The sequence below is a fragment of the Flavobacterium anhuiense genome (assembly GCF_050990855.1).
GTDB classification, from domain to species: domain Bacteria; phylum Bacteroidota; class Bacteroidia; order Flavobacteriales; family Flavobacteriaceae; genus Flavobacterium; species Flavobacterium anhuiense_C.
The window spans coordinates 3,438,243-3,462,269 of record NZ_CP158861.1 but is presented as its reverse complement, the minus strand read 5'-3'; the positions used below and the strand labels follow the sequence as shown (position 1 = coordinate 3,462,269).

Genomic DNA, 24,027 nt, shown 5'->3' with positions numbered 1-24,027 from the left:
CTCTTAAATTAATGGCAGTTGTACCTCATAATAGCCGTTTGATTCGCTAAAAGTTGGCATTCTTTCAGATAAAATTTTATAACGGAATTCAATATTTTTATTTCCAATTCCTGTTGAAACCAAACTTTTTCCAGCGGTTCGCTGCAAGTTATTTCGAACAATGATATCCCCAGAATCAGCAAAAACAGTAATCGTAAGCGGATTGGCTAAAGTGGCCATATTATGTTTTACGGCATTTTCTACCAATAACTGCAACGTTAAAGGCGGCAAATGAAGTGCCAACGAAGCAGCATCAACCTCAATTTTCAAATCGATTTTTTCGCCCAATCTTTTCTTCAATAAATAAAAATAAGCATTCAGAAATTCGATTTCCTCTTTTACTGTAATAGTATCTTTATTTGAGTTTGAAATCATATAACGATATACTCTCGTTATATTTTCTAAGAACGAAGCCGCTTCTTTCTGATCTTCATAAATCAGTTCTGTCAAAGTGCTGAAATTATTGAAAACAAAATGCGGATCTAGCTGCATCTTAAGCGACTCTAATTTTGAACGTGTTACCGCTTCTTGAAGTTCTGAGGCTTTTATCTTTAATTCGGCTGTTTCTATAGCATTTAAACGCCATCTATTGAGCAGAAATATTCCCGTATGAATGGCACTAATGAAAAGCGAAATAATCGCCGCCATAATTTTAGATTGCCAAATCGTAACTAAATCATTTTCCTCTAATGCCGTACAAGGGTATAAATAATCCCAAAGGCAAGAGAAAAAGTAGTTTAAAAGTATATTTCCAGCAATAAGACAAATAAATTGCGCTATTGCTCTAAAAGCAGGATTTTGTTCCCAGCGTATGTAGTAATTTAATTTGCGTCCAACAAACAGAGTAAGTTCTGTAAGGATGGCGCAGTACAGCAAAATAATGAAGATATCGAAGGTTTGATCCAAATCGAGCAAACCTTCTTCTTCAAAATTTCGGTATGGATTTAGAAAATAATACGAAGAAAGATAGACCAAAAAAACGGCTGGAATTACTATTATCCTGTAGTATTTATAGAAAAAATTCTTGCCCGATTTTTTATTTTGGTTCTTTCTCCCCATTTATTCCCTCAACTGTAAAAATTGAAAAATCCTATCTTATTAGTGTTCCACAAGAACACCTTCTTCTTTAATGTCTGCTTTTATAGTTGCAGCTGGATTTTTCTCACGCATAACGCCCCATTTCAAGCACGTTGCACCCCAAGAAAATCCTGCACCAAAAGTAGTGATCAATACATTTTGTCCTTCTTTAAAATCGTCTTTGAAATCCCATAAACACAACGGAACTGTTGCAGATGTTGTATTTCCGTAACGATCGATATTTACTTTTACTTTTTCGAAATCAATATTTAAACTTTCGCTCACAGCGTTAATGATTCTCAAGTTAGCTTGATGAGGCACAACCCAATCAATTTTATCTGCTTGCAAATCATTTTTCACCAAAGCATCTTGCGAAACTTGGCTCATTGCTGCAACGGCTCTTTTAAATACAAAAGCTCCGTCTTGTTTTAAATAATGTGTTCTGTGTAAAAGGCTCTGCATAGAAGTTGGATTTCTAGAGCCTCCAGCAGGTACTGCCAAAGAAGAAACTCCGCTTCCGTCTGTTTTCAAAATCGTTTTCATTAAACCGTACTCAGATTCAGACTTTTCTAATAAAACGGCTCCTGCTCCATCTCCGAAAAGAATACAAGTATTACGGTCTTCATAATCTACGATAGAGCTCATTTTATCTGCTCCAACGATGATTAATTTTTTATAACGTCCGCTTTCGATCATGTTTGCCCCCATTTCCAGCGCGTACAAAAACCCGCTGCAAGCTGCATTCATGTCAATTCCAAAAGCATTTGTAAGGCCGCTTTTATCGCAAACAATACTTGCTGTTGGTGCTAAAATGTGATCTGGAGTTGCTGTTGCTACAAGCAAAGCCTCGATCTCATTGCGATCTACATTATAATTTTCGAAAAGATTTTCAATCGCTGCTGCGGCAAGATCAGATGTTGCTGTTTCGTCGTCTGCGATTCTACGTTCTCTAATTCCAGTCCTTTTAATGATCCATTCTTCAGATGTATCAACCGTTTCTGAAATCTGTTTATTGGTCAAAATTGATGATGGTACGAAACCACCTATAGCTGTAATAACTGCGCTCATTGTTTTTTGTTTTTTTAAGCTTTGTACTCTTAGAACCCAATGCTTACTAATTTTCTCTTCTTTTTACGATTCATTTAGAACTGACGCAGGAAATGAAATTCCTTAAAAAGTCGATTAAATCTGCTGACAATATCTTTTTTTGAGAAATATTGTTTTAAAAACCTGAACAAGCTAAAAACACTATATAAAATCCAATTAAAACAAATTAAAAATATACACCAAGTGTTCTCTCGGTATTACTTGGTATACAATCTTTAATTTATCTTATTTTTAAAATCATACAATGCTGTTTCAGTTTGTAGATAATTCTCAATTATAGCTCTTGCCATACTGATAAAAAAACCTATTTGCATTTAAGTTTTTAGAGTGCCACAAAATTAATTTAAAAAAACCTTAAACCAGCAGACAATTAAGAATAATTAACAAAACTGGCTTAAATGTTAAAATATAATTTTCAAATTCGGCAACATGCCCTAAAAATTATTGAATCTCTAAAATCAAAAAAAATCTGTTAAAATTTATTTTGATACTATTTCTTCAAAAAAACCTTATAATTTTTATATCATTATTTTTAAATCAAATCAATCTTTAATAATTTGGAAACGACAATAATGGGATATCAAGTCCAGCAGCTAGAATTCTAGTTTTGCTTCTGTGAACCAAAGAATCCCAAAAACCGTATTTTTGAGGCACCATTATCAGCAAATCAGCCTCATAATTCTTAATTTCTTTCTTAATTTCATTTATAACCGCATTCGATCTTACGGTTTTATATAGATATTTTACGTCTTCAAATTCTTTTTCAATGTTCGAATTCATTAAAATTCTATGCTGTTCTTCTTTCAGATCATCTAATTTTTCGTCTACACTGAAAAACTCAATTTCTGCTCCAAAATCTCCTAAAGTATTTTTGATCCAGCTGAATCTTTTAATAGCTGAAAAACTCAAGCTGTCGCAAGCATACAATACCTTTTTGATGTTCAAAAAACGTGCATTTTCTGGAACTGCCAAAACCGGAATTTTCAGGTTTTTGATTGCAGTTGTTGTTGAATTCCCTAACAATTCCTGTTCGAACGAACGCTCAGCCATTCCCATTACTACAGCATCTGCATTTGTTTCCGCAATAATTTTTGGAAGCTCATCCTCTAAAAAAGAATACGTGCAAATAGCAGAAGTTTCTATTTTAAATGAATCTGCTATTTCTTTAGCTGTATTTTCTAATCTTGCAATTGCTTTATCAATCTGCTTCTGCATGGCATCTGCGGTGATGTGCGAGTTGGCACTGTGCACACTCAACGAAAATGAATTAAATAAAACCAATTTTGCGCCCGTAGCTTTTGCAAGTCCGGCTGCATAATTAACTGCATTAGTGGCAATGGCAGAAAAGTTTGTTGCGGCGATTATAGTAAGAGGTGAATTCATAATATATAATTAAGCTTTCCTGCAAAATTCCTTAAATAAAGGCTTCCATCTTTTTTTATATCACCGAATAATCATTTTTAACGACTCAACCGTAAAATATCATTCCTGAAAAAACAGGCTTTCCTTTTTTGTTTCTTACTTTAAAAAACCGCTGAAAAATATTCGGCGCTGACCGTTTTAATATTTATTACTTTTACTGGTATTAAAACTTCAGCGATGGACGCCAAAAATCTTTTAAAAGAACATGTTTCAAAAATTGTTGCCTTAACTGACGAACAGTTTGATTATTTCTTTTCGCATTTTAAAGCAGAAACTTTTAAGAAAGGGCAAACTATCATTAGCGAAGGTCAGGACGTTGACAAGGAGTATTTTGTAATTTCGGGCTGTTTAAAAACGTTTTATGTCAATGACGAAGTAAAAATGTACATTCTGCAATTTGCCATGCCAACTTGGTGGGCATCTGATTATGCGGCGCTTTACAACAAAACCAAAGCCACTATTAATGTAGATTGCGTTTCGGATGTAGAAATTCTTTCGCTTTCCAATGAGGATCGAGAAAAAATCTGTGGTGAAATACACGAAGTAGAACATTTTTTCAGGTGGAGAACCAATCGCGGTTATGTAGCTTCTCAAAAAAGGTTGCTTTCTTTTATGAATAATGATACCAAAACGAGATACGAAGAATTGCTTTTGCTTTATCCTGCTTTATACAACACTGTTCCAAAACATTTAATCGCCGCTTATCTTGGCGTTTCCCGAGAAACGTTGAGCCGATTATACAACGCTTCTAAACCCCATTGACGAATGTGATCTACATCACGTAATCAACTTTGAAAGTCGCCATTACTTTGTACTATAAATTAATAACAATTTAAAATACAGAACAATGGAAACTAAAAATTTTAAAATTTCGAATACTGAAAGTCAAGTAAACTGGATTGGTAAAAAAGTTACTGGACAACACAATGGAACAATTAATATTGAAGAAGGTAATTTTACTTTTTCTAATGACGAACTTACTGGCGGAAATGTCGTTATCGACACTACTTCTATCGTAATTCTTGACGTTACCGATCCCGCAACAAATCAGCAGTTTGCAGGACATTTGGCTTCTGACGATTTCTTTTCTATCGACAAATTCAAAACGGCTTCTTTAGACATCAAAACGGTTTCTAAACAAGCTGAATCAGCTTATTTTATTGAAGGCAATCTTACGATTAAAGCGATTACACATCCAATTGGTTTTACTTTGGAAGTAAAAAGAAACGAAAGCGACTTGAAAGCTTCGGGCAAAATTAGTATTGACCGCACCAAATATGATATGAAATTCCGTTCTGGAAATTTCTTCACCAATCTTGGAGACACTTTGATTTACAACGAATTTGAATTGGATGTAAACTTAACAGCAAAACTTGCTTAATACCTAGAAATCATGCCATACGTAAAAATTGAAGTAACTCGTGAAGGTGTTACAAGAGAAAAAAAACAGCAGCTGATATCTGGAATTACACAATTAATAACAGATGTTCTGGACAAAGATCCCAGCCTTACCCATATTGTCATTCAGGAAATAGAATTAGACGATTGGGGATTTGCAGGAGAACAGGTTTCTGTATTGCGCGAAAGAGGCATTACAGCTCAAAAGAAATAATTTAAAATCAGAAAAAAATGAAAACAATTATAGTAACCGGTGCCTCAACAGGCATCGGTAAAGCAATAGCTCAATTATTTTTAGAAAAAGGCTACAATGTAGTCATCAATTCTGCCAATTTACAGAATCTTAAAGCTACTTTTAAAGAACTTGGACATGATAGCCAATTGGCAATGGTACAAGGTGATGTAAGTCTTCCAGCAACAGGAAAGCAATTAGTTCAAACTGCTTTAGAACGTTTTGGAAGTGTCGATGTACTGATAAACAATGCAGGGATTTTTCAACCGCAATCTTTCTTAGATGTGGAAGAACAAGACCTCGATCGTTTTTTAAACATAAATTTAAAAGGAACTTATTTCACAAGCCAAGCAGCAGTAAAACAAATGTTGCAGCAAGGCGAAGGTTCTATTATTAATATCGGAACTGTTTTGGTAGATCACGCCATCGACGGATTTCCTGCTACTGCTCCTATTTCAAGCAAAGGTGGTGTTCATGCCTTTACGAGACAGCTTGCCGCTGAATTCGGAAAAAACAATATTCGCGTAAATGCAATTGCTCCAGGGATTATCAGAAGTCCGCTTCAAGCTAAAACGGGTGTAGATAATGCGGATAGTTTGGCTGGTTTGCATCTTTTAAAACGCATTGGAGAAACTAGCGATGTAGCACAATTGGCTCTTTATTTGGCCGAAAGTAATTTTGTAACCGGCGAAATCATTAATTTAGATGGCGGTCATGTAGCTGGACACAGCATTTGATAACTTCAAAACTTTAAATCATGGAAAATTTTGCTACAAATGCGGCTTTAATTACAGCTGTACTCCTAAATTATTTCAACGGAATTTATAACGGTGATGTTCCTTTATTGCAAAGTGTTTTTCATCCGCAAGCAATTATTGGTTTTGATCTTAATGGAGAGACGCATTTTAAAACCGTAAATCAATATTTGGAAGGCGTAAAAAACCGTAAAAGTCCGCAGGAATTGGGAGAAAAATTCAAAATGAAAATCCTATCTTTAGAAATTATCAATAATACCGCTGTCGCGAAAGTGCAAGTTCCGATATTCGAGTATGATTATTATGACCTTTTAAGCCTGATCGTAGTTGATGGTAAATGGGTTATCAGCAATAAATTAGCAACTAAAGTAAATTAAAATACGATGTGGAATTCAACCAAAATAACACAATTACTAGGTATTGAGTATCCAATTTTACAAGGTCCGATGGGCGGTGGTTTTTCAACTGCCGCTCTATTGGCTGCTGTAAGCAATGCCGGCGGATTGGGCAGTTACGGTGCTTATACCCTTACTCCAGAAGAAATTCGAGAAGCTGGAAAAGAAATTAAACTCGCTACTTCTAAACCTTACAATATCAATTTATGGGTGAATGATGTTGACCAAAGTCTTCTAAATTATCCTCCAGAAAAACTGGAAAAGATCAAACAGCATTTTAAACCTTATTTTGATGAATTAGGCATTCCGCTTCCCGATTTATCTTCTAATATTTCTTCGAAATTTGAAAAGCAAGTTGAAGTTTTGTTCGAATTAAAACCAGCTGTTTTCAGTTTCATTTTCGGAATTCCATCAAAAGAAATCCTTCAAGAAAGCCGTAAACTCGGAATAAAAACCATTGGTGCTGCCACAACATTAGAAGAAGCGCTTGCTCTAGAAGATGCGGAAGTTGATGCGATTATCGCAGCAGGATTTGAAGCCGGTGGACACCGACCTTCTTTTTTGAAACCAGCACAAGATTCTTTTACAGGATTATTCAGTTTAGTACAGCAATTAAAAGCAAAAACTAAAACGCCAATTATTGCTGCAGGCGGAATTATAGATGCAAAAGGAATCGCCGCCGCGATGACTTTAGGTGCTGATGCCGTACAATTGGGAACTGCTTTTATGGTGACCGATGAATCTGGCGCTGCTCCTGTTCATAAAGAAATGCTTTTTCAAAATCCGAATGTTCCAACTACAGTTTCAAAATCGCTTACAGGAAGAATGGGCAGAATGATCAGCAACAAAATCTCGGATGCTGTTCCTTTTGAAACTGAAGTGCTTCCTTTTCCGCTTCAAACCAAATTAATAGCACCTTTAAAAGTCGTCGCACTCGCTCAAGGAAGAACCGACCTTATTAGTTTTTGGTCGGGACAAAACACAAGTAATTTAAAACACCATAAAGCGGGAGAATTAATGCAGGCTTTAATTTCTGAAACAGCTGCGTTGCTGTAGCTTTTTGTAACCGTAATCCCGATAGCTATCGGGAGCAAAGATTTTATACTTGTAAGACTTGACAAAAACGCAAAGGTCGCAAAGCTTTGTAGATTAAAATGATACTAATTGCTCGCAAAGTCGCGAAGTCGCAGAGTTTTTAAATTCTTTGCGACTTCGCGAATTTGGGATTGTTTTGCTAGAGAAGATTTAAAATTTTTCTCTCGCAGATCTCGCAGATTTAGCAGATAATTAGAAAAAAAATCTGCCGAATCTGCGAGATCTGCGAGAGATTTTTTTTAGCCACGATTTTCACATCGTTTTGTTTATAAAGCTTTGCGAACTTAAAACGCAATCTAGCCAAAAAACCTTTGCTCCCGATAGCTATCGGGATTGCGGTTAAACACACAAACATTTCACAACTCAAAGCCTGTCCAGTTCACCTCAAAGTTTGTCCGTTTCAACCTATTTTCGATTTCGTTTTTAAGGCTTTCGACGCACATTTGTACCGTTAAATAACTTTAAATATCAAAATCATGAACTCAAAAACAACAAAAATTATCTATTGGACAGGCGCAGTATTAACTTCTTTATGGTTTGGCGCAAGCGGTTTCTTCGAATTAACAAACAATCCAATCGTTTGGGGAATCACACAACAATTAGGTTATCCAGCGCATTTCATTTACATTCTTGGCGTTTTTAAAGTAGCCGGTGTCATTACACTTTTAATTCCGAATAAATTATTGCGATTGAAAGAATGGGTTTTCGCAGGAGTATTTTTCGACATCATCTTTGCTTTCTTTTCAAAAATTGCGGTCTTAGGTTTTGGCGCTGCAACAGATGCTATAATTGCCTTTGTGATGGTGAGCGTAACGTATGCAATGTATAGAAAATTATATACAGCGACTTACGTTCCATCTTCTGAAAACTTATAAGGAAGTCAAAATCATTTTACAAAGAGCTCCAGCGGAGCAAAATATTTATAGAATTCGATTAAGGCGAGTGAATAAAAGCTCCAGCGGAGCGACATATGTTTGATAAAATCTAAAAAAACATGTCGCTCCGCTGGAGCTTTATCTAGCAAACATTATTCTTTGCTATAAATATTTCGCTTCTCCGAAGCTTACTAAAGAGGCTAAAAGAATCCGCTGAGACTTTGTATTGAAAACAAAATTCTTTGCTATAAATATTTCGCTTCTCCGAAGCTTGCTAAAGAGACTAAAAGAATCCGCTGAGGCTTTGTATTGAAAACAAAATTCTTTGCTATAAATATTTCGCTTCTCCGAAGCTTAATAAAGAGACTAAAAGAATCCGCTGAGGCTTTGTATTGAAAACAAAATTCTTTGCTATAAATATTTCGCTTCTCCGAAGCTTAATAAAGAAACTAAAAGAATCCGCTGAGGCTTTGTATTGAAAACAAAATTCTTTGCTATAAATATTTCGCTTCTCCGAAGCTTAATAAAGAAACTAAAAGAATCCGCTGAGGCTTTGTATTGAAAACAAAATTCTTTGCTATAAATATTTCGCTTCTCCGAAGCTTAATAAAGAGACTAAAAGAATCCGCTGAGGCTTTGTATTGAAAACAAAATTCTTTGCTATAAATATTTCGCTTCTCCGAAGCTTAATAAAGAGACTAAAAGAATCCGTTGTAGCTTACAAAAAAGAGGCTAAAATAGCCTCTTACATTTTTAATTAAACCTAATTCTTTCCCATGAAAAAAATCATTCTAATTCTCTGTTTTATACTTTCAGCTTTGTTTTTTATAAGCTGTTTTATGTTTCCTGGATTATAAAATCAAGCCAATTAGTTTATCTCAAAAAAGATGAATTAATTGGTTTTATCTGTTTTCTAACCAGCTTAAAAATGCGGTTGCTTTTTCTTTTCCAACCAATATTTTTTCTTCTGTTGGAACACTCAATTTCACGATTATTTTACGTGAAAAATAATGCTCTGCTTCTCTTACTGCAGCAAAATTTACCAAATATTGTCGGTTGATTCTAAAGAACTGAATCGGCGATAAAAGCTTATGAATTTCGTCTAACGACTGCGTTAACGGATACTCGTTTTTATCTAAAGTCATAATCGTTGGCGTTTCATTTTTGATGAAAAAAAACGCGATATTTTCCGTTAAAACCGTTTGATATTTATTGTTTTTGAAAACTAAAAAACTGCTTTTTCCTTTGTTTTCGCCATTTCGCGTAAGCAAATAATCAAAATCGGGCATCGGTTTTTTATTTCTCTGAAAGAAGTTTTTCAGTTCTCCCGCTTTTTTTAAAGCTTGCGAAATGCTGTCTCTTGAAAAAGGCTTTAGAACATAATCAATTCCGTTTGACTTGAAAGCTTCGATGGCATAATCGTCAAAAGCGGTACAGAAAATCACAGGCGATACCACCTCAACATTTTTAAAAATCTCAAAACATTGACCGTCTGCGAGTTGAATATCCATAAAAATAAGATCGGGCTGATCGTTTTCCATGAGATAATCAACCGCCCCGTCAATGCTTTGTATATAAGACAAAATCTGAACATCGGGTCTGATGCTCAGAATAAGCTGGCCAAGTGCTTTGGCCGTTTTTACTTCATCTTCAATTATTATGATATTCATAATTCAGTGGTATTTTTACTTTAAAAGTAGTTTCGTCTTTATCAATTTCAATTTCTTTGTGAATCAGATGCAAAAAACGCTGGTTGATATTATCCAAACCAACGCCTGTAGACACCGCTCCTCTTTTGAGCTGAATTTTATTTTCGACTACTAAAAACTCATTTTCGGTATAAAGTTTAATAATCAAAGGTTTATCTAAAGAAACGATATTGTGTTTGATACAGTTTTCAATGAGCAATTGCAAACTAAAAGGCGGAATTGCACAATCGTATTGTTTTGGATCTACTTTATTTTCTAACACAAATCCGTCTTCAAAACGTGCTTTCAGCAAATACACATAAGAATCGAGAATCTGAAGTTCTTCACTTAGCGGAATCAAATCCATTTTTCGGCTTTCTAATGTAAATCGATAAAAATCAGACAATTTCAATATAAAATCAGAACTCTGCGGATCTTGAATATCGACCATCGATTTCAAAGTATTCAAGCTATTAAAAAGAAAATGCGGATTAACCTGCTGTTTCAATAGTTCATATTGAGCGCCTAGATTTACTGCTTTTGTACGCTCCAATTCTACGCCCATTTGCTGTGTTTGGTAGTTTTGAAAAAGCAAATGCAAAAACATATAGACAATTAGGTTGATTAAAACACCTCGAAGTTCGAACATAATCGGCGCGTCCATTTTTGACACTTGGAAAAGTTCTTGATGCGCAATTACCAGAATCACCATCAATAAAATTCCCATTACAACACTCAACAAAAGTTTCCAGTTAAACAGACTTCTATTAGCTCGTTGCGAAGAAAATTTAGGCAAACTATAAATATTGTAGTACCATATAAAAAGGGAAAATATAAGTGTAATCGAAGAATTGATAATAAGATCACCAGGTGTAGTTTCAGCATCAAATAATTTAGGTATCGAAGCCATAATCGCAAGCGCGATAGAACTTCCCCAAATGACTTTCTGGGAAACCTGAAAGCGTTTCACTTTTTCCATAATTAAGGTTTGTTTTTTTGATCTTGTTCTGCCAAAGATAGGTTTATTTTTAAAAAATTGAATTAGATTTTGCTCTCGCAGATTACGCAGATTTTGCAGATTTTTTATTAAATACAGAAATACTATACGTAATAGTTTGTCATTTCGAACGAGACCCGAGCGACAGCGAGTAGGCGAAGCAAATCACACTCGCAACTCTACAAAGATTGGAAATTCGTTTTGTGAGCTTCTAGTGTGATTTCTCGTTCCTCGAAATGACAAATAAGGTGAAATATTTCTTTAAATCTGCATAAAACCCTAAGCACGTTTCACCCCAAGAATAGCACCCGATTTCATATCTTGAACAAAGCCAACCACTTCAAAATCTTGGTTATTAAAATTTTTAGGCAGTGTAATTGTCGAGCTTCCTTTCGCAGCTTTCAAATCGATAGTCTGCAAACGCTGTACAATTTGATAATGTGATAAAATGCGGTGTGCATTCTCTCCTCTTTTTACATTGCTTTTAGCCGATTTCTGAACTACTGCAACTAGTAAATGACTGTTTTTAAAAGCGCCGTTAATACTGTAATTCAGTGTCAATTTATCATTTTGCTGTTTGGAATCTAAAGACAAATCGACCGCAGCTGGTTTAGAAAGAGCTGATTTAATTCCGTTTCTCAAACTGGTTTCTTGAGAGCCAATATAATCTGCTTTTCCGTTAATGATTACTTGCGGTGTGTAAATTGGTTCTTTTCCTAGAAACTGAGTGTAATCGTATTGTCTTTGCGTATAACTGGCATTGCTAAAAATGTCTTTCCATCCTTGTTTGTCCCAATAATCCACGTGATAAGCAAGTACGTAAACATTTTTGTCTTGATATTCATTCTGAATCTTCCCAAGCAATTCATCTGCTGGCGGACAGCTCGAACAGCCTTCTGAAGTGTACAATTCTAAAAGTGCAAAACCTTTTTTATCTGAGTTCTGACTGAAAATGCTGTTGGCGCTAAGGAAAAACAGCATTGTAAAAACAGTCAATATTTTTATATTTTTCATTTTCTCTTTTATTAAGTTCCTGCAAGGTTTGGGAAACCTTGTAGGTATCATTTAAGTATTAAAAACTAGTTTAAACCTACAAGGTTTTAAAAACCTTGCAGGTAAACTGAATCAATTATTAAAGAATGTTGAGTTCAACATAAATATTTCCTCTTGTTGCTTTAGAATACGGACAAGTCTGGTGTGCCTGAGCTGCTAAAGCTTCTGTTGTTTCAGTGTCCAATCCCGGAAGACTGATGTTTAATCTCGCTTGAAGCGAATATTCTCCTTCGGTTACACACAAATCAACCTCAGCATCTACTGCAGTATCAGCAGGAAGTTTGATTCCTTGTTTTGAAGCCGCGATTCCTAAAGCTCCGATGAAACAAGCCGACCAACCTGCAGCAAACAACTGCTCTGGATTTGTTCCCGGACGTGAAGATCCCGGTGCGCTTAATTTGATATTCAATTGTTCGTCTGAACTTTGAGAAGCTCCTTCTCTACCACCTGTTGTATGTGTTTTTCCTGTGTATAAAACTTTTGTGCTCATGATAATTTTAGATTTTAGATTGTTGATTTTAGATTATTTAAAAATTGATATTTGTTAATTTTTGATATTGCCATTGACATTGATTTTTGCAATTGCCATTGGAATTTGGAATTTGGGATTTTAAAAATTGGAATTTATTTCAAGTTAGCAACATCAATTATCGCTTGTGCAAATGCTTTCGGATCTTCTTGCGGAACGTTGTGTCCGATTCCTTTTAAAATTCTGTGTTCGTATTTTCCTGTGAATTTGTTTGCATACGCTTTTCCATCCGCGAAAGCGCCGTCAAAATCACTACCTATTGTAATCGTTGGAACTTTAATTTCTGGTTTTGCTGCAAGACGTTTTTCTAAAGCATCGTATTTAGATTCTCCCGCTTCTAGAGATTGTCTCCATCTGTAATTGTGAATCACAATGGCTACGTGATCTGGATTGTCAAAAGATTGAGCAGTTTGATCGTAAGTTGCTTTGTCGAAATTCCATAATGGAGAAGCGATTTTCCAGATTAATTTATTGAAATCGTAAGTATTTTGTGTGTAACCTTGTTTTCCTCTTTCGGTTGCAAAATAATATTGGTACCACCATCCTAATTCAGCTGTTGGAGGAAGCGGTTTTAAATTTGCTTCTAAATTCACTACCAAATAACCGCTTACAGAAACCAATCCTTTTACGCGTTCTGGCCAAAGTGCTGAAACTACAACTGCTGTTCTCGCTCCCCAGTCGAAACCGCCAATTACGGCTTTGTCTATTTTAAGTGCATCCATGAAAGCAATAATATCACTTGCTAAAGCTGCTTGCTGACCGTTTCTAAAAGTGTCTTTAGAAAGAAAAGTTGTGGTTCCGAATCCTCTCAAATAAGGTGTAAAAACATGATATCCTTTTGTTACTAAAAGCGGAACAACTTCGTTGTAACTGTGAATGTCATAAGGCCAGCCGTGAAGTAAGATTACTGGTGTTCCGTTTGCAGGCCCTGCTTCTGTGTAACCTACGTTTAATAAACCTGCATTGATTTGTTTTAAAGTTCCTAGCGAACTGTTTACTTCGATTGTTTTTTGTGTTGAAGTTTGTGCTTGAGTTAAAGTTGCATTCATAAAAAGAATTGCGATTAAAACTATTTTAGTTGTGATGTTGTTTGCAATTTTTAAAATCGTTTTCATAATTATTTGTTTTTTATTATTTGATTATCAGTTAATTTCTTCGTCAAAGGTATCTTGACATTGCTTGTTTTAAAAGGTAAAAAAAGGTGAAGTGGACAGGAGCTAATTGTGAATTGTAAATTGTGAATTGTAAATGTCCAACTTGAAACTTGAAACTTGAAACCTTAAACCTTAAACAATACTATTTCTTCAATGTCAAAATTGGCTTTCCTTTTTCTACTATATAAGTTGCCAGTTCTGCTGCATTGGCATTGGTATTATTTTTTGCGGAATGTACAACGCCCGCTGGAATAAAAAGTACTTCTCCTGCTTTTAGTGTTACCGGTTTTTCGCCTTCGACTTGATATTCTAAAGTACCTTCCACAACGTAAATCACTTCTTCACCTGGGTGATAGTGGTTTCCAAATGCTGAATGTGCTGCAAAATCGATTCTCGCTTGAACCATTTCTTTTCCTGGAGTACTAAGATCGTGTCTTTGCAAATCGGTGCGTTTAACTCCTGTTTGTGCTGCAAGCTGATTCGGAACTAAGAAGGCAATGATTCCTAAAATAGTAATGGCGATTACAACCCATGTTTTTTGTTTTTTCGTTTCCATAACTTTTGATTTTAATTATTTGTTTTTCAGTTAATTTCTGAGTCAAAAGTATAGCGATAACCGCTCTTAGGAAATGAGAAAATAGGTGAAACGGACAAACTTTAGCGTGAAATGGACAGGCTGTGGGTTGTGGGTTTGTGGGAATGTGAGAATGTGAGATGTGAAATGTGAGAATGTGAGAATGTGAGATGTTGGGCGATTTTAGACGCAATCCCTATAGCTATCTTGAGCAAAGTTTTTTAATCTCGTAAAGTCGCGAAGTCGCAGAGTTTTTAAAATCTTTGCGACTTCGCGACTTTGCGAGCAATTTGCATCATTCTAATCCACAAAGCTTTACTTCCAATAGCTATCGGGATTACGAGATTAAATTTCTGGATCTAATTCTCTAATTTCAAATAATTGTTATCAAAACTAATTACTACTTTTTCAAATTGTCCTAGGACATCTTGGCCAATATTCCCGAAATTCACTTCGCCATAAACGCCATAATCTTTTGGATCAATTTCCATTTTTGGGAGCTGAATTGTTTTATTTCCAAGCAATAAAGGCTGGTCTTTTAAAACCAGCACATCTGTTGAAATCACTTCTGCCCCTGCACTAGAAGCTTTTACCGTTTCTCTAGTAGCGATTTGATCCAATTCGGTTTTGAATGTTTCGTAAAATGCTTTGTTGAACAAACTAACTTTTGCACCACTGTCAAAATTGAAAGGCAGGGTTTTCCCTTTATATTGAAGCATCACAATTGCTCTGAGTTCGTCTACGAATAAGTTCCTTTCATTGATATCCGATTCTAATTCTTTTGAAAATGTAAGTTTATCTTTTTCAAGTGTAATCGTTCCTAATTCTTTTACTATAGGAAAACCAATAATTCCGTTGATCACATACGCTCCGTCTGCAAAACTAAACGCCTTATCTGGATATACTAAAAATACAGCGTTATGAATTTTCAATTCTCCTATATTAATTTCTGGCGCAACACCAATACGGACTTTATTCTTCTGTCCCGTAAAACTTTCCACTGAGACATCATTATCTGGAAGAACTTTAACTCCCATCTTGCCAGCTATAGTTTCTGTAATACAGCTAATTCCTGCTCCAGTATCAAAAACAAAATGTGCAGATGTGCCGTTTGCTTTCACTTCTGTAGTAATTAAACCTGCTTTATCTTTTACCGTAGGCAGTATAATTTTCGAAAATTTATCGATAATCTGTAGCTTTGAATTTCTTAAAGTTTTCCAGATTCTTTGTGCATTGATCTCGTCAAGAAGTTCGTCCTTGGTAAAATGCTCCTGAAATTTCATGGTTAAGACTTTAGAAGCCATGTAAGCCGAATTGTAATTAAAGAGTTTGATATAATTATCATATTTCAATTTGGCGAATTCATAACTATTCGAAAGTTCATTATTTTTCAGACTGTCTAAATATTGGTTGGACAACTTTGGCTTATTACAGACATTCGCATATAGTGCTTTATAAAAATGATAATCTTTACCCTTTTCTTTGCTGTTCAAACTATCCATTTTAGCAAACTGATGCTGTTTGCTAAGCTGTTTTAAAATAGATTCCGAGTTCGTCTGCCCCGATACCGCTTTTATGGTAAATAAAAGACCCAATAAAAGTTTCTTAAAATTCATGTATCTGATTTTTTGAATGTTAAATATAGCGAAAATCTAAAAATTAAAATTCAAATCATTCGTTTTGGAATTGGAACCCGAGCGATAGCGAACAGGCGAAACAATTTCAAAATTAGGATTCCAAAAAAAAATCAGGTTTAGTATTTCTACCATTCCTGATTTCTTTGAATTATAACTAACTTTTATACTTTCAACTTTCGACTTTAGACTTTAGACTTTAGACTTCTTACCTTCTCCCTCTAAAGCCTCCGCCACCTCTAAAACCTCCTCCACTGAAACCTCCCCCGCCCATACGGCCGCCACCATCTCTTTGGAAGTTTTGGAAATTACGGGTTTGCATTTCACCTCTATCTCTAGAAAAAGCCGAACGATCCAAATCGTTTGTAATATCAGAACGACCCGCTTCGCCAAGCGGTTTATTCGGCTGTCCAAGCGTTTGGTCTGCTTTAGGGAAATTGTCTCGCTGCATTCCGCCATGGCCTATTCGGGTTTCGCCTCCTAGGTTTTGGTTTGCTTTTGGCAAGTTGTCACGCTGAGTTCCTCCTCCCAATCGAGTTTCACCACCTAAATTTGAGTTTGCTTTTGGCTGAATTCTTTCTCCCGCTCCATTCGCACCAAGACCTTGATTTGGTCTATTCTGAATTCCTTCACCTGCTTTTTTAGACGAACCCAAAGTTCCTGCTTGTGTCCAACCGCCGTTTCCATTATTATAATGGCTCCAGTTTCCGTTAGCATCTCTTTTATATACGTGTCCGTCGTGACCCGCATAGATATTATTATTGTTGGTATGAACAGTAGTTCCTCCACCTCTGCGGTGCGTGATTACACCTTCTTTTCCGCCCGAAGTTTCATAACCAATTGCTGTTCCGCGTCGGGTTGTAATATGTCCAGTCTGCGCCCACTGATTTCCGTTTGTTGCAGCCGAATGTCCCCATTGCGCATACGCATTATGCCCCTGATTGGTTCTAGCATAATTTCCCGTCCACGGATTATACGTACTTGCAGCCGTACGACCGCCATACCATCCTTGAACACTTGCAGAACGTCCGTATCTTCCTGTTGCTGGATTGTACCAAGCCGAAGTTCCCGCAGCACCATAAGGTCCGTAAACGCGTCTTCCTGCCGCATAACCACCCGTCCACGGATTGTAAACGGCTCCTCCTCCATACGCATAAGGCCACGGACGATAAATTGGATACATTCCGCCATAATATACATAAGGCGGATAATACCATCCTGTGCCATACGTCAAGATAGCGCCAAACGTTGCCCCAATAATAAACGCACCCAAATAACCTGCCGTAGAACTGCTTTCTACCGTTGTGTCGGTTGTGGTTTGTGTTACGTATGTGACATTATATACAGGCGAGCTTGGCGGAATTGTATAGATTTCTTTCGGAACAGAATCGGCTGTTTTCCAAGGTCCGTTTGGACTTGTCGACATAAACCAAACCGCCTGAAAACATAAATAATACAAATCGCCTACCTTTATAATCTTCTCTTGCGTATTGCTCGCATATTCCATTTTTGTGCCTTCAATAGGTTTAAATTGAGCCGTTCCGCCATCATAAGTTACTTTTACTTTTGCTTCAGCATCCGATTTTTTCAAAATAGCCGTTGTCGGAACTTGAGCCAACATTACCGCATCTTTCGCTTCCTGCGTTCCAGGAACAGACGACAATACATTGGCACGCGGAGAATCTTTCGGAATCTTAGCAAAATCAGCAGGCAAATTATTTCCTGCATACGACCAAGGCCCTGTTAATGCTTTCGATTTAAACCATCTTCCAGACAATAATACATAATATTGACCGTCTCCTTCATTCGCAAAAACATCATTTTCTGTATTATCAATATACATCAATTTAGTTCCAGCGATTTTAATGAAATTCGGATTTCCATTTACTGCAATCAATTCAGCAGGTTTATTGCTGTAGAAAACCTCTGGAGCCGCTCCCGAAGACGGTGGCGGAATCATTTTTTTAACCTCATCATAATTCTGTCCCGAAGGCAGATTGCTTAAATCTGCTGGCAATTTGGTCGTTTTGGTCCATTTACCTGCAATATCTTTTGAAGTCAGCCAGATATTATCAACCAATAAATAATAATCTTTTCCTGTTTTATCATAAAACACATCCCAATTTGTATTCACCACAAATTGAACATCCGATTTATCTATAGGCACCAAAACCGGTTCTCCCTGCACAATTAACAAAATCGCTGGATTCGTGCTGTAAAAAATAGCAGGCGCATCATTTTTAGCCGCAATTCCTTTCGGCGGACTTTTGGTATGACTTAAATCTGCCAGAATACGATCTACCGAAATCGGATCTCCGCTTTGAGGCAGGGTTTCTTTAAACAGTTTTTCCATTTCAGGAACTTTCTTTTCGTCCAAAGCAGGAAATCTTATATCCATAACCTGAATATTTTTAATAAAAGCGCTTCGGTTGTCTTTGTCTACCAATGTTTCCGCTTTTAAAGAAGCCACACCCAAAACCTGTTTTCCGTCTTTTGGAGTCAGCGAAAAAGCCACACGCGCTGTAATTTCTTTAAAATCTTTCCAGTCGTCTACTTGAGGCTGATAATAAACCAGTTTTGCACCGTTATTCTCTGCTTCGCGTGGCCAGCCATTATCGGCAATTAAGCCAGTGTTGGTTGTATCAGACTTTTCAGTTTCTGTATTCAATTGATCTTTATCTTTCTTGCAGGAGAACAAAATGGAACTCAGACAAACTGCAATTAGTAGAAAAGCATTTTTCATAAATTTAAAAGTTAGATTATTCATTAAAAATTTATTTTTCTGGTCGTCTTATAAAATTGGTTCCATAAAATTATATTCACCAAATAAAAAAAACTAAAAATCAAACCGTTACTTTGTTTCAGATTGTAATTTGAAACCAAATTGTACGTAAAACACCTTTCTTTTCTTAAACTTAAAATTTAAATCTGACTTTATGTAGTATGGTTTGAAATGAGGATTTTTATGAGGAGCTATTTACTTCGTCAGTCGCTATCGCTCGTGTCCTGCTATCCGCTATATCTTTTTCTTGCTAAAGAAGCAAGAAAAAGGATTTCTCCCGAGACTTCGGGACTATCAGGGCTAAGGTTCTTGTTTTCATAAGAAGATTTTCAGAAATCAACTTTTTACAAAAACTTATTATTTTTCTTACTTATTAAGTCCTGCTTTTTTTGATATATTTGCGATTCCTAAATTACAGAATATGATACTTAAAAAACTTCTTGCCCATGTGGTATGGTGGCGGCATTGGAAACAACCGTAACGCTTCTGTAAGCGTAGGACACCTTAGCTACATGGGTTTTATATTTCCTAAATTACAGAGTTATGAGTACCAAAACCCTTTCAAAAGAAGCCGAAATCGGTCTAATGAATTTCTTCAACGACAGAATTGACCCACTCGATATGGCGAGAGCCATAAGACAGGTAAATCTCACCCTAGCATTGGGCGTTCTAAACGATCAGGAAAACATTCAGGCCAACGCTGCCAAACTTGGAGACAGCTTCTATTGGCTCAATGAACTAGCCGAAATTTTAGATCCGTATTTAGATGTAGAATAAGGTTTCTTTTTGAAAAATTAAAACCCTTGATCTTGAAAAAGATTGAGGGTTTTGTTTTTTTGAACGGTAATTTTTATTAATTTGACTTACTATTTTTCTTATGTTTGTTTCACCAAAACTAACCAATGACAATAGCTGATTTAATTAAAGATTTTATAGATTCAACAAAAGAACGACTAAAAACTCCTATATCCGGGGCTATTTTATGGTCGTTTTTAATTTACAATTGGAGAGCTATTTTTCTATTAATCTTTTCGAAAGCTTCTATAGAAGATAAAATTATTGTTATAAATCACGAGTATTGTAATTTTTGGGCTATATTTTGGCCACTAGTTATTGCCACAATGTATACTTTATTAATTCCTAAAATAATGCTTCTTATTGATACTGATTTGGCACCGACCAAAAACGATAGAATTACAATGCGATATGAAATAAAAAAGCATGAAGTGATACAAAAAACTAATGTAGCAAGAGAAGAATTTATTTTGAAAAGCGAAGAATCAGGCAATCAAACTATACAGGAGTTTATGAGTCAGATTGAAGCCCTCAAAGAAAACAATAATAGCTTACAGGAAAGTATTAAACAAGTTAATGAATCAAATAAAACCAATGTTGATGGACTTAATAATTCACTTAAAAGTGCACAAGAAGCTTTAAAGGCAAAAGATTTAGAAATTACCAAATTAAAATCTTTATTAGAATCGAACTATAATAATCCTAAAGGACTAATTGAAGATATCGAAACCACTAATTTTAAAAGAATCATAAGTAACGAAGTCGCTTCTCAACCAACGATACCACAAGACGTCAAAACCAAAATATTAATGATTATAGATACTATGACTTTACAAGATTTTCATACTCTCGAAAGTATTGAAAAAAGAGGTCACGAAGTACTACTAAATACAGTTCAAAGTTTTTCAGGAGTTGCTTCTCTTACTGATAAATCTATACTGGTTCGACGTGCAATAGGAAACAGACTATCCTTCACATTTACAGAAGCAGGATCAATTATGCACCTAATACTAAATAAAAGATTTAAACTAAAAAAAACATAAAATAAGTTTTAAGAATCAAAAATATCTTCTTATTTCTTTTTTGAAAAAATAAAACCCTTTGTCTTTGAAAGAAAGATTGAGGGTTTTGTTTTTTAGTCTGTTTTGAAAATACCGTAAAAGTACCCATTGTTTAAATTATAATAATTGATATTCTTGTCTAGAATAAATTTGACTTGATTACGGTTTTCCATAAAATATTTGAAAACCAAAGACTCATATTTGTTTACAATTTATCACGACACATAACCATATAAAATATGAATCAAAAAAGTAAAGACGAACAAACAATATTTAAGAAAATGACAAATGAAAGAGATCATTCTAAATTTATCATTCAGCGATTTGACACTTATATAACTGGTGCTAATACCAAAGGTAACTTTCTCTTAGCAATGAATACATTTCTTGTTGGAATAATAGTAGCCAATTACACAAAAATTAAAGAATTAATTACTTGTGACTTCTATATTTATTTTGATATTGGCATAATATTCTTAACACTTTTAAGTCTTTTAGCAATGTTTTTTATTTTAAAATCTGTATATCCATTTATTTTATCAGGAAATTCAAGTAGCGATGGATATCATTCACATATTTTTTTCAATTCAGTCGCAGAATTTAAAACACCTGAAAAATTTAGGCAATCCTTTATAAAACAAGATGATTTACTTGTTGAACAAGATATGTCAAATCAAGCTTTTTATCTTGCAAAAGGGTTACAAACAAAATATAAAAATTTAGAAATCGCCATGAAAATTATTTATGGAGAATTAACTTTAATAGTTATTCTATTAATATTTATTACAATTTTCTAATTATGAAATTATTCGAAAACTACAGCAAAGATTTTGATGCCATTTTATCCAAAAAAGTAAAAATTACTCCAGAATTAATAAAAGCTCAAAAAGTAGTTAACTTTAGCGCTGAAAATAGAGTAACTTTAAATGAAAGATCTTATAGCAATATGATTCCGTCAACTATAGAGGGACCAAAAGTCTTGTTTAGCTATGACAGAAAAACATTAAAAAAATATTTTGGTGAAAACAAAGACTCATTTGAAGATATTACAATTGGTCCTCATCCAGATTTTTCTAATTTGACTAATACAGATTATCTTAATCATCATTGTGTATCAGCTTTTATAGATATAAAAGGTTCTACACGATTGATTGATAAGTATACATTATTAGAAGTTCGATTAATTAAAGATTCACTTTTAACATTAGCTATTGAAGTAGCAAACCAATTTGGAGGTCATGTACACAGATTGCAAGGAGATGGAATTTTTTTACAATTTGTTAGACGAAATAAAATTCCAAATGATGCTGTAATAAATGCACTTAATGCTGTGGCTGTATTAACACAATTTGTTTCTGTAGAATTATCAAATATCATGAAACAATATGAATTAAGACCTCTTAAAATTAGAGCTGGTATTGATTACGGTGAAGACGAAAAAGTTTTATGGTCGTACTATGGAGTCGCTGGTTGTGAAGAACTTACTACAACTAGTTTACATACTGACATGGCTGCTAAGCTTCAGGCTAAAGCAGATGATAATTGTATTCTAATTGGAGATAATGTGAAAAAGATACTTGACATAAAAAAAGAGTTTTATTCATATTACCAAAATTCAGAGAATAAAGAATTAGTATACCATATTACTTCAAACTTAACATATCCATTTTTTGTTTTTAATTGGAAAGAATATTTAAACTCTTTACCATTTATTTCTAAAGTAAGCGGTTCAGACTCCTTAGAAATTAGAGATAAAGATGTATTCATCGAATGTCACATATCAGACGAAGATGGAAGCAATATCGAAAAATATTATCCTAATTCAAAATCAATTAAAAAAGGAAAAAAAATTCACTTTAAGTTATTAAAAAATAACAGACCATATATAAAATTAGAATTTGAAAATATTGAATGGAGGGGAAGAAATTCAGGAAAAGAAGCTGAGGATCAAAAACAACTAAATCTTGATTTCGACAAATATTTTGATAACAAAACGGAATGCACTGTGGATGCTGCTTTCTTAGGACATCATCATATAGAATGCAAAATAAATAGAGGACACCTAAATCCTGAAAAAATAACATTCCCAATTTTTGTACATTAAAAAACACTAAATAAGCACTATTTAAATTATGGAACTAATAACTTATTCTAAAATTACAAACGAAGGTTATACTCTAGAATATAAATTAGATAATAAAAATGACATTTACTCTCTTTCCAATGCTAGTACCCATATAGGAGAAGAAATTTATAAATCTTCCAAAACTAATTTTGCAAATAATAAATTTAAAATAGAATTCTCCGGAAATAAAAGTTTAATTATTGATAATATAGAACATAAAATTGCACATTACGTCATACTACAGGAAAAAGAAAATTTTAGATACTTAGTTTCCGTTAAAGATTTTAAACTTTTATTTACGCAAATTATTTTAAAGTAATAAATCAAGAATATTATAAACTTACTGTATTCTATTAAAAAGAGCCTGCATCAATTGCAAGCTCTTTTTATATGTAAATTAAAAAAGTATCTCCAAAAACTCATCCCACCATCTCTAATAACATCTGTTCAAGTTATAGACTATACTGCTTCACTACTTAAACAAGAAAACATTTTAGCAAACATCTTCTACTCCTCCCATTTTTTATTTTAACATCATCTTTTCAACCCTACACCCATTCCAATTAATAATTATAAATAAAATTTATAATCATAAAAAATTATTAATTTGATTAATACCTACCTTCCCTATACCTTTGTCTCATCAAAATCAAAGAAACGATTTGATCATCTAAAAATTAATCTTAAAAAATAAGAATCATGAAATTTACAAGAAGAGCAAACGCAAACTGGAAAGGTACAGGAATGGAAGGAAAAGGAACCATTAGTACACAAAGCACAACTTTAGACAATGCCCAATTATCATTCAAAACTCGTTTTGAGCAAGGTGTTGGAACCAATCCTGAGGAATTAATCGCAGCGGCACATTCAGGCTGTTTTACAATGCAATTAAGCTTTTTATTGTCTGAAGCTGGTTTCGTTCCAGAAGATTTAGACACAACCGCTAAAGTAACTTTTGAAGACGGAACTATAACTTTAATTCAACTAGAACTTACTGGAAAAGTACCTGGAATTTCTGCAGAAGAATTTCAGCAAACCGCTCAAAAAGCAAAAGAAATTTGTCCAATTTCTAAGTTGTTGAATACTGAGATTACTTTAACTGTAACGCTTAATTAAATTCCAATATTTTAAATTCCAAATTCCAAGTCTTTGCGGAGTTTCTTGTGTGATTTCTCCCTTCGGTCGAAATGACAAGATTGTGGAAAATTTGAACTTAATTGTAAAAAATCTAAAATCTAAA

General features: G+C 34.6%; 24 protein-coding genes. 13 read left to right on the top strand and 11 right to left on the bottom strand.

Translation table 11 applies throughout. The annotated features are described in order from the left end of the window. Window positions 1-3: 3 nt before the first annotated feature. The 3 genes from ABTV69_RS15350 to ABTV69_RS15340 form a co-directional block, all read right to left on the bottom strand. Window positions 4-1,098, bottom strand: coding sequence for a sensor histidine kinase (locus ABTV69_RS15350; protein WP_433830245.1), 1,095 nt, complete (start codon window positions 1,096-1,098; stop codon window positions 4-6). Window positions 1,099-1,137: 39 nt separating this feature from the next. Then, entirely contained in the window at window positions 1,138-2,184 is a 1,047-nt protein-coding gene (locus tag ABTV69_RS15345; protein WP_433830243.1) for a beta-ketoacyl-ACP synthase III, read from the bottom strand. A 588-nt stretch (window positions 2,185-2,772) separates the two neighbouring features. Beyond that, a complete protein-coding gene (locus ABTV69_RS15340) occupies window positions 2,773-3,606 on the bottom strand; it encodes a universal stress protein (RefSeq protein ID WP_433830241.1) in 834 nt (277 codons plus the stop codon). Between the two features lie 216 nt (window positions 3,607-3,822). Here ABTV69_RS15340 and ABTV69_RS15335 point away from each other — a divergent pair, with 216 nt between their 5' ends. The 7 genes from ABTV69_RS15335 (at window position 3,823) to ABTV69_RS15305 (ending at window position 8,395) form a co-directional block, all read left to right on the top strand. After that, on the top strand, window positions 3,823-4,407 hold the full coding sequence (locus ABTV69_RS15335; protein ID WP_433830239.1) for a Crp/Fnr family transcriptional regulator: 585 nt from the start codon (window positions 3,823-3,825) through the stop codon (window positions 4,405-4,407). Between the two features lie 85 nt (window positions 4,408-4,492). Then, complete coding sequence (locus tag ABTV69_RS15330; RefSeq protein WP_433830237.1) at window positions 4,493-5,026, top strand: YceI family protein; 534 nt, start codon at window positions 4,493-4,495, stop codon at window positions 5,024-5,026. A gap of 12 nt (window positions 5,027-5,038) precedes the next feature. Next, window positions 5,039-5,257: a tautomerase family protein gene (locus ABTV69_RS15325; RefSeq protein WP_433830235.1), complete on the top strand. Its 219-nt coding sequence runs from the start codon at window positions 5,039-5,041 to the stop codon at window positions 5,255-5,257. 17 nt (window positions 5,258-5,274) lie between these two features. Beyond that, a complete protein-coding gene (locus ABTV69_RS15320) occupies window positions 5,275-6,012 on the top strand; it encodes an SDR family NAD(P)-dependent oxidoreductase (RefSeq protein ID WP_433830233.1) in 738 nt (245 codons plus the stop codon). A 20-nt stretch (window positions 6,013-6,032) separates the two neighbouring features. After that, a complete protein-coding gene (locus tag ABTV69_RS15315; protein ID WP_433830231.1) occupies window positions 6,033-6,407 on the top strand; it encodes a nuclear transport factor 2 family protein in 375 nt (124 codons plus the stop codon). Between the two features lie 6 nt (window positions 6,408-6,413). Beyond that, window positions 6,414-7,481, top strand: a complete 1,068-nt coding sequence (locus ABTV69_RS15310) for an NAD(P)H-dependent flavin oxidoreductase (RefSeq protein ID WP_433830229.1) — start codon at window positions 6,414-6,416, stop codon at window positions 7,479-7,481. A gap of 515 nt (window positions 7,482-7,996) precedes the next feature. Further along, window positions 7,997-8,395, top strand: a complete 399-nt coding sequence (locus tag ABTV69_RS15305; RefSeq protein WP_433830227.1) for a DoxX family protein — start codon at window positions 7,997-7,999, stop codon at window positions 8,393-8,395. A 902-nt stretch (window positions 8,396-9,297) separates the two neighbouring features. Here the strand turns inward: ABTV69_RS15305 and ABTV69_RS15300 are convergent. The 8 genes from ABTV69_RS15300 to ABTV69_RS15265 all read right to left on the bottom strand — a co-directional run bounded on the left by ABTV69_RS15300 (window position 9,298) and on the right by ABTV69_RS15265 (window position 18,767). Next, window positions 9,298-10,065: a LytR/AlgR family response regulator transcription factor gene (locus ABTV69_RS15300; RefSeq protein ID WP_433830225.1), complete on the bottom strand. Its 768-nt coding sequence runs from the start codon at window positions 10,063-10,065 to the stop codon at window positions 9,298-9,300. Then, the gene (locus ABTV69_RS15295; protein ID WP_433830223.1) at window positions 10,046-11,062 is read right to left on the bottom strand and encodes a sensor histidine kinase; all 1,017 of its coding nucleotides are present in this window, start codon (window positions 11,060-11,062) and stop codon (window positions 10,046-10,048) included. Before ABTV69_RS15295 ends, ABTV69_RS15300 begins: the two co-directional genes overlap by 20 nt. 297 nt (window positions 11,063-11,359) lie before the next feature. Then, window positions 11,360-12,094: a DUF1223 domain-containing protein gene (locus ABTV69_RS15290; RefSeq protein WP_433830221.1), complete on the bottom strand. Its 735-nt coding sequence runs from the start codon at window positions 12,092-12,094 to the stop codon at window positions 11,360-11,362. 118 nt (window positions 12,095-12,212) lie between these two features. Next, complete coding sequence (locus ABTV69_RS15285; protein WP_433830219.1) at window positions 12,213-12,623, bottom strand: organic hydroperoxide resistance protein; 411 nt, start codon at window positions 12,621-12,623, stop codon at window positions 12,213-12,215. Window positions 12,624-12,757: 134 nt separating this feature from the next. Continuing rightward, window positions 12,758-13,777 (bottom strand): alpha/beta fold hydrolase, encoded by a 1,020-nt coding sequence (locus ABTV69_RS15280; RefSeq protein WP_433830217.1) that lies wholly within the window; start codon window positions 13,775-13,777, stop codon window positions 12,758-12,760. Window positions 13,778-13,958: 181 nt separating this feature from the next. Beyond that, a complete protein-coding gene (locus ABTV69_RS15275; RefSeq protein ID WP_433830215.1) occupies window positions 13,959-14,372 on the bottom strand; it encodes a cupin domain-containing protein in 414 nt (137 codons plus the stop codon). Window positions 14,373-14,749: 377 nt separating this feature from the next. Next, complete coding sequence (locus tag ABTV69_RS15270; RefSeq protein ID WP_433830213.1) at window positions 14,750-16,006, bottom strand: retropepsin-like aspartic protease family protein; 1,257 nt, start codon at window positions 16,004-16,006, stop codon at window positions 14,750-14,752. 226 nt (window positions 16,007-16,232) lie between these two features. Continuing rightward, window positions 16,233-18,767, bottom strand: a complete 2,535-nt coding sequence (locus ABTV69_RS15265; protein ID WP_433830211.1) for a hypothetical protein — start codon at window positions 18,765-18,767, stop codon at window positions 16,233-16,235. A gap of 582 nt (window positions 18,768-19,349) precedes the next feature. Between ABTV69_RS15265 and ABTV69_RS15260 the strand changes: the two genes are divergently transcribed. From ABTV69_RS15260 to ABTV69_RS15235, 6 genes are all read left to right on the top strand, one after another. Further along, a complete protein-coding gene (locus tag ABTV69_RS15260; protein ID WP_433830209.1) occupies window positions 19,350-19,583 on the top strand; it encodes a hypothetical protein in 234 nt (77 codons plus the stop codon). Window positions 19,584-19,708: 125 nt separating this feature from the next. Beyond that, a complete protein-coding gene (locus ABTV69_RS15255) occupies window positions 19,709-20,644 on the top strand; it encodes a hypothetical protein (RefSeq protein WP_433830207.1) in 936 nt (311 codons plus the stop codon). A gap of 257 nt (window positions 20,645-20,901) precedes the next feature. Further along, window positions 20,902-21,459 carry a Pycsar system effector family protein gene (locus ABTV69_RS15250; RefSeq protein WP_433830205.1) on the top strand — a complete coding sequence of 186 codons (558 nt, stop codon included), beginning with the start codon at window positions 20,902-20,904 and terminating at the stop codon, window positions 21,457-21,459. Between the two features lie 2 nt (window positions 21,460-21,461). Further along, the gene (locus ABTV69_RS15245; RefSeq protein ID WP_433830203.1) at window positions 21,462-22,766 is read left to right on the top strand and encodes an adenylate/guanylate cyclase domain-containing protein; all 1,305 of its coding nucleotides are present in this window, start codon (window positions 21,462-21,464) and stop codon (window positions 22,764-22,766) included. Window positions 22,767-22,794: 28 nt separating this feature from the next. Beyond that, window positions 22,795-23,106, top strand: a complete 312-nt coding sequence (locus ABTV69_RS15240) for a hypothetical protein (protein ID WP_433830201.1) — start codon at window positions 22,795-22,797, stop codon at window positions 23,104-23,106. Between the two features lie 380 nt (window positions 23,107-23,486). Then, complete coding sequence (locus ABTV69_RS15235) at window positions 23,487-23,903, top strand: OsmC family protein (RefSeq protein WP_433830199.1); 417 nt, start codon at window positions 23,487-23,489, stop codon at window positions 23,901-23,903. Window positions 23,904-24,027 lie beyond the last annotated feature (124 nt).

Bases quoted from the DNA above. Each gene is read 5' to 3' on its own strand.
- ABTV69_RS15350 (WP_433830245.1), bottom strand. From the start codon at position 1,098: ATGGGGAGAAAGAACCAAAATAAAAAATCGGGCAAGAATTTTTTCTAT.
- ABTV69_RS15345 (WP_433830243.1), bottom strand. From the start codon at position 2,184: ATGAGCGCAGTTATTACAGCTATAGGTGGTTTCGTACCATCATCAATT.
- ABTV69_RS15340 (WP_433830241.1), bottom strand. From the start codon at position 3,606: ATGAATTCACCTCTTACTATAATCGCCGCAACAAACTTTTCTGCCATT.
- ABTV69_RS15335 (WP_433830239.1), top strand. From the start codon at position 3,823: ATGGACGCCAAAAATCTTTTAAAAGAACATGTTTCAAAAATTGTTGCC.
- ABTV69_RS15330 (WP_433830237.1), top strand. From the start codon at position 4,493: ATGGAAACTAAAAATTTTAAAATTTCGAATACTGAAAGTCAAGTAAAC.
- ABTV69_RS15325 (WP_433830235.1), top strand. From the start codon at position 5,039: ATGCCATACGTAAAAATTGAAGTAACTCGTGAAGGTGTTACAAGAGAA.
- ABTV69_RS15320 (WP_433830233.1), top strand. From the start codon at position 5,275: ATGAAAACAATTATAGTAACCGGTGCCTCAACAGGCATCGGTAAAGCA.
- ABTV69_RS15315 (WP_433830231.1), top strand. From the start codon at position 6,033: ATGGAAAATTTTGCTACAAATGCGGCTTTAATTACAGCTGTACTCCTA.
- ABTV69_RS15310 (WP_433830229.1), top strand. From the start codon at position 6,414: ATGTGGAATTCAACCAAAATAACACAATTACTAGGTATTGAGTATCCA.
- ABTV69_RS15305 (WP_433830227.1), top strand. From the start codon at position 7,997: ATGAACTCAAAAACAACAAAAATTATCTATTGGACAGGCGCAGTATTA.
- ABTV69_RS15300 (WP_433830225.1), bottom strand. From the start codon at position 10,065: ATGAATATCATAATAATTGAAGATGAAGTAAAAACGGCCAAAGCACTT.
- ABTV69_RS15295 (WP_433830223.1), bottom strand. From the start codon at position 11,062: ATGGAAAAAGTGAAACGCTTTCAGGTTTCCCAGAAAGTCATTTGGGGA.
- ABTV69_RS15290 (WP_433830221.1), bottom strand. From the start codon at position 12,094: ATGAAAAATATAAAAATATTGACTGTTTTTACAATGCTGTTTTTCCTT.
- ABTV69_RS15285 (WP_433830219.1), bottom strand. From the start codon at position 12,623: ATGAGCACAAAAGTTTTATACACAGGAAAAACACATACAACAGGTGGT.
- ABTV69_RS15280 (WP_433830217.1), bottom strand. From the start codon at position 13,777: ATGAAAACGATTTTAAAAATTGCAAACAACATCACAACTAAAATAGTT.
- ABTV69_RS15275 (WP_433830215.1), bottom strand. From the start codon at position 14,372: ATGGAAACGAAAAAACAAAAAACATGGGTTGTAATCGCCATTACTATT.
- ABTV69_RS15270 (WP_433830213.1), bottom strand. From the start codon at position 16,006: ATGAATTTTAAGAAACTTTTATTGGGTCTTTTATTTACCATAAAAGCG.
- ABTV69_RS15265 (WP_433830211.1), bottom strand. From the start codon at position 18,767: ATGAAAAATGCTTTTCTACTAATTGCAGTTTGTCTGAGTTCCATTTTG.
- ABTV69_RS15260 (WP_433830209.1), top strand. From the start codon at position 19,350: ATGAGTACCAAAACCCTTTCAAAAGAAGCCGAAATCGGTCTAATGAAT.
- ABTV69_RS15255 (WP_433830207.1), top strand. From the start codon at position 19,709: ATGACAATAGCTGATTTAATTAAAGATTTTATAGATTCAACAAAAGAA.
- ABTV69_RS15250 (WP_433830205.1), top strand. From the start codon at position 20,902: ATGAATCAAAAAAGTAAAGACGAACAAACAATATTTAAGAAAATGACA.
- ABTV69_RS15245 (WP_433830203.1), top strand. From the start codon at position 21,462: ATGAAATTATTCGAAAACTACAGCAAAGATTTTGATGCCATTTTATCC.
- ABTV69_RS15240 (WP_433830201.1), top strand. From the start codon at position 22,795: ATGGAACTAATAACTTATTCTAAAATTACAAACGAAGGTTATACTCTA.
- ABTV69_RS15235 (WP_433830199.1), top strand. From the start codon at position 23,487: ATGAAATTTACAAGAAGAGCAAACGCAAACTGGAAAGGTACAGGAATG.